The 4,343-nt window shown below is 57.8% G+C and carries 4 protein-coding genes; 2 read left to right on the top strand and 2 right to left on the bottom strand.

Annotated features, from left to right (window positions below; all coding sequences use genetic code 11):
- A partial coding sequence (locus AWB67_RS34615; protein ID WP_087660448.1) for a replication initiation protein occupies positions 1 to 833 on the top strand: 833 nt, incomplete at its 5' end.
- A gap of 127 nt (positions 834 to 960) precedes the next feature.
- Here AWB67_RS34615 and trfA read toward each other — a convergent pair.
- Positions 961 to 1,830 carry a plasmid replication initiator TrfA gene (gene trfA / locus AWB67_RS34610; RefSeq protein WP_087660447.1) on the bottom strand — a complete coding sequence of 290 codons (870 nt, stop codon included), beginning with the start codon at positions 1,828 to 1,830 and terminating at the stop codon, positions 961 to 963.
- 671 nt (positions 1,831 to 2,501) lie between these two features.
- On the opposite strand from trfA, the gene AWB67_RS41115 reads away from it, so the two are divergent.
- On the top strand, positions 2,502 to 2,654 hold the full coding sequence (locus AWB67_RS41115; protein ID WP_159965092.1) for a hypothetical protein: 153 nt from the start codon (positions 2,502 to 2,504) through the stop codon (positions 2,652 to 2,654).
- A gap of 71 nt (positions 2,655 to 2,725) precedes the next feature.
- On the opposite strand, the gene AWB67_RS34605 is transcribed toward AWB67_RS41115, so the two are convergent.
- Positions 2,726 to 4,264, bottom strand: coding sequence for a GDSL-type esterase/lipase family protein (locus AWB67_RS34605; RefSeq protein ID WP_087660446.1), 1,539 nt, complete (start codon positions 4,262 to 4,264; stop codon positions 2,726 to 2,728).
- Between the last annotated feature and the right edge of the window lie 79 nt (positions 4,265 to 4,343).

Genomic DNA, 4,343 nt, shown 5'->3' with positions numbered 1-4,343 from the left:
TCTACACACTGATCAACATCAACGTCCAGCGGCAATTCAGCGGAGGCTATGCCCTCGCGCTTTATGAAAACTGTCTCAGATTCAAGCGCACAGGCTCTACGGGCTGGATTTCCGTCGAAACGTGGAGACGTCTCCTGGGCGCCGACGCCAGCATGTATGACGAATTCAAGCACTTCTCCAGCGAAGTGATCAAGAAAGCTGTCAAAGAAGTCAATCTGGTTTCGAACATCCTCGTTACGCCCGAGTACAAGCGCGAGGCGCGTCGAGTGGCCGAGATCCGCTTCCTCGTCGCTGAGAATCCGCAGAAGTCCGTGTATGACGGCGGCGATGAAGACGATCAGGACAAGATTCGTGCATCCGACTCGTTCAGACGGCTCACGGCGCTCGGCATAGGTGATCGATTGGCCATCACCTGGATACAGCAGGAACCCGCCAGAGCGCTTCAGACAGCGATTTACGTCGAAGAAAAAGCTCGAAAGAATCAAATTAGCGGAAGCCCAGGGGGGTATGCGCGCAGCATTTTCGAAAATGGTAATAACCTCGAGATCAGTCCACTGGAGCGATTGCAGGAAGAAAAGATAGCTGCGGCCAAGTCCCAGGAAGAAAAAAAGAAGACGGTGGAAGCTGCGGCCGATGCTCGAGCTCGCGAAACTTCGGCGGCGATCAAGGCACTTTCGATTGCAGAGCGGAGAAAACTGGCGGCCAAGTACCTTGCCGATGGCGGAAAAGGCATCTCATACCAGAACGAAACGGGGACATTCAAGGATGTGCTCGAGCGTACGGCCTACACGGCCTGGCTACGCGCGACGATTGCGGCACGTATCAAGGCATGAGTGCCTCGTGTCGGCTGGAAGCGAGCCTTTGGATGCTGCTCCTGAGCGATGCATGAGTCGGTCACAAAGCGTCGCCGCAGACGTCTGACACACCCCGGCGCAGAAGTGATACTAAGAGGGGGCGAGATTAATTGGCGACGCGACGCGCGCCGACTCGAACAACGTGCACAAGATCAGTCGCGTCAATGCGCCAAGAGACGAGAAATCCGAGTCGAACAAGCTCTTCGAGCGCCTTTTTCAGGTTCACGCGGAAATGAGAAAGCGCTTTGGTCTGCGATCCGCACTGTTGGTGAATAAATGCGACCTTGTGTGAAAACGGCACTGCGTGTGTGTGATAGTAGCTATGCAACCACTTCGAAAGCTCGGATTTGAGGCGCTGTCGCTGCTCCCGGGCTAGGCGCGTGTAATCGTCGTGGCTAAACAACGACGCGATCTCAGGTTCGATGTAGGCGGTCCAGCGTGTCTTGCCGTCCGTTCCTGTTTCCGCGCCATCTCTCCACAGAAACTTCCGAACCAACTGCCCTTGGAAGCCTTTCTTATTTCCATCGAATTTCACGTTGACAGTGCTTTGCTGCAGTCTCTCGATTGTCGTCACGAGGCGTGCGTAACCCTTGCTCGAAGTGTCCCATCCAAGCAGCTTCAACATTGCATAGCCCGTGAATTCAACCCGCTCAGACAATTGCGTGTCGCGTGCAAGATGCAGAATTTCAAGAAAGACGTCGGCGTCATCCTGCCGCAATTCTTCGCCTTTGAGCGTGATGGTGGTCCCGTCAACGCTCGCGATTTCCTTGCCTCGATAGTGCTCTCGCGGGGCCGATGCCTTGTTCACGTTGAAAAGTGCAGACCGAGCCAGTGAGTTCGGCATGCCGCGAACGTTCGGTGGCCATAACGGGATTTGCGTGAGCGTCGCAGCAGCCGATACAGATGCTCGGCCTTTGACGGTGTTCGTCATTGCTCTTTCGGCCATTTTTTTCGCGAGTTCAACGGGATTTGTCATGCGCCTCAGTATATGAATCTTCAGGGCTCGATCAAGCGTCTCGTATCGGGTTTCCAGCGATGGTCAAAATTCGATTTGTTCCCGGCGCGTCGATGTCGCTGTGGATAACTATCGGGTTTCCAGCGATAGGCGGCGTTCGGGTTTTCAACGAACGAAGACGGGTTTCCAGCGACGTAGCATCGGGTTCTCAGCGACGATGGTATCGGGTAACTAGCGATCGAAAGATCATAGATTCAGTAAAAAAATCAATGACTTAAACCAAAACTTCACCGACGCTAATCTTTTTTAATCTTTCTTAATCAAGAGAAGTATCGCTAGAAACCCGATAGTGCCCTTGCTCGATCGATGAACGTCGCTGGAAACCCGATAGTTCGAGCCGTCGCTAGAAACCCGATACTAAAGCAATGCCGGACCCTCAGCGAAGAGAGTCGGTCTCCAATTTGTCCGTTCACAACGGCACCACGTTTTCTCGGCGCAATCGAACCTGTGATACCGTCATAGCGTTATTGGAGAAGGAGATTTGAACTGGCTGGGCCTGTGTGTTTGCCGAGCGCGAGCGCGTCATCGCCATCCATCAACGACTGCTGCACCGAACCCGAAGTCAACATTGAGAACGGCCAGAAAGCGCGACGAGTGTCGGCATCAGAACGACCTTAACTGTCGGAGGGCATATGACAATTTTAAGCACATCGGGACGATTGTTTGGTCGCGTGGTCGCATTCTCGTTGCTGGCAGCGCTGGATATCCTCTTCTTCAAGTCCGACAAAAAGAAGATACGGAAGAACAATGCCGCCGCGCGAAGACTGCATGAACAGATCGTCTGACATGGTCGCGGAAGTGAGTCGCCTCGTGCCCACGAGGCGATAGCGGGACACCGAGACGCGTCGAATCGTTCCTATCGATACGCCCATACCGCGCCGCTGCGCGTATAGATGACGAGATTCCCGTCGTTTTGCATGTGCGTATAGGCGTCCCAATTGTCCGGCGGGCCGCTTTCCCAGACGGGCGTCCCGTTGGCATCGAAGGTGACGAGGTTGCCGTTTTCCTGCATCCGCACTTCGACTGCCGCCGCCCCGCTCGTGCCGGCCGACCATAGCGTCGCGCCCGACAGCGTCACCGTCAGCTCGCCATCGGCTTGCATGTTGAGATTGAAGCGGTTGTCGCACGATGACAGCTTCTGGCCACGCGCGAGACCCTGGCCCGGTGCCAATTGGCCGCACGCTGACGGCGCCCGGATCGGCGGCAGGGCCGCGAGCGCATCGAGATCCAGCGCATTGGCGATCGCTTGCAAGCCCGCATCGTTCGGATGCAGGTTATCGCCGCTGTCGTAGGCCGGCAGCAAGGCGGCGGGATTGGCTGGATCGCTCACCGCCTGCGCCTGATCCAGCACCGCGTCGCAGCCGCTCGCCGAACTCAGGACGAATGCGTTCATTTGCTGGCGCGCCGCTTCGATATCGCCGGTTGCGCTGAACGGTGTGAGCGTCGAGCAGATCACCTTGATGTTGACGCGATGAGCCTGCGCAATCAGCTGCTGCAATGCGCTGATCAGCTGCGGCGCCGCCGAAGGGTTGTCGGTGTTCAGGTTGTTGATCGCGTCGTCGGAGATGATCACCCACTTCGCGCCCGATTGCTGGAGGGCGTCGCGATCGAAGCGCGTGAGGCCGGCCTGTCCGGAACTATCGGTGAAGAAGTTGTTGCCGCTGATGCCCTTGTTCAGCACGCCTACGGTCATGCCGACCTGTTGCAGCCGCACCGCGAGGCGATTGGGCCAGCGCAGGTTGCTGTTGGCGGTCGACCTGAAGCCGTCCGTGATCGAGGCGCCGAACGCGACGACCGAGCCCGTCGCGGCATCGTTCAATACGTCGAGGTTCGTGAGGAAGTAGTACGACTGGCCGCCCGCGGCATTCGTGACCCCGCCGGCGAAGGCGGGATCGGCGCTAACGTCCCCAGAAGCGACGTAGACGTCCTGCAAGCCGTCGACGTGCCCGGTAGACCGCGCGGGGGTCTGCGAGGGAAAATAGAGGCTTATAGCGACGTCGGAGAGGGTAGGGACCTGGAAAGCGACCGGATCGCTCACGACCGACGCGCCCGCGGCGATCGTCACGTTAGACTGCCCGCCGAACGTGACGGCGCGGTCGCTGCCAGTTACCGTTTGCTGACCTTGGGCGCGTCGAGCGACGCGCGCATTGCCGATCACGAGGGGCGTGGTGCCGTAAAGGTTCGACACGCGGATCCGCGCCGACGTCCCGCCGATGCTCGTGCGCACGATCTGCCGCACCGTCTGGTTGTTGAAGCCGGAATCGTTGGTGATGGAGGGCGCCATCGACCACGTGCCCGTCCACGATGCCGCGGACGTGGTGCCCTGCGCAAGGTAATGTGTCGTGTCAGGCAATACGATGACGATGACCAGCGCCGCCTTCAAGAGCACCCGCATCCCTTTCGATTACCCACAATTTTTGGCGAGTTCAAAGCCGAGTTGAATATCGATGAGTCTTCGCAAACCTCGCCAGATC

The organism is Caballeronia terrestris (assembly GCF_001544515.1).
Taxonomy (GTDB): Bacteria; Pseudomonadota; Gammaproteobacteria; order Burkholderiales; family Burkholderiaceae; genus Caballeronia; species Caballeronia terrestris.
This window is presented reverse-complemented; position numbering and strand designations above follow the sequence as displayed.

Excerpts from the sequence above, each read along its gene's own strand:
- trfA (WP_087660447.1), bottom strand. The coding sequence starts at position 1,830 with ATGACAAATCCCGTTGAACTCGCGAAAAAAATGGCCGAAAGAGCAATG.
- AWB67_RS41115 (WP_159965092.1), top strand. The coding sequence starts at position 2,502 with ATGACAATTTTAAGCACATCGGGACGATTGTTTGGTCGCGTGGTCGCA.
- AWB67_RS34605 (WP_087660446.1), bottom strand. The coding sequence starts at position 4,264 with ATGCGGGTGCTCTTGAAGGCGGCGCTGGTCATCGTCATCGTATTGCCT.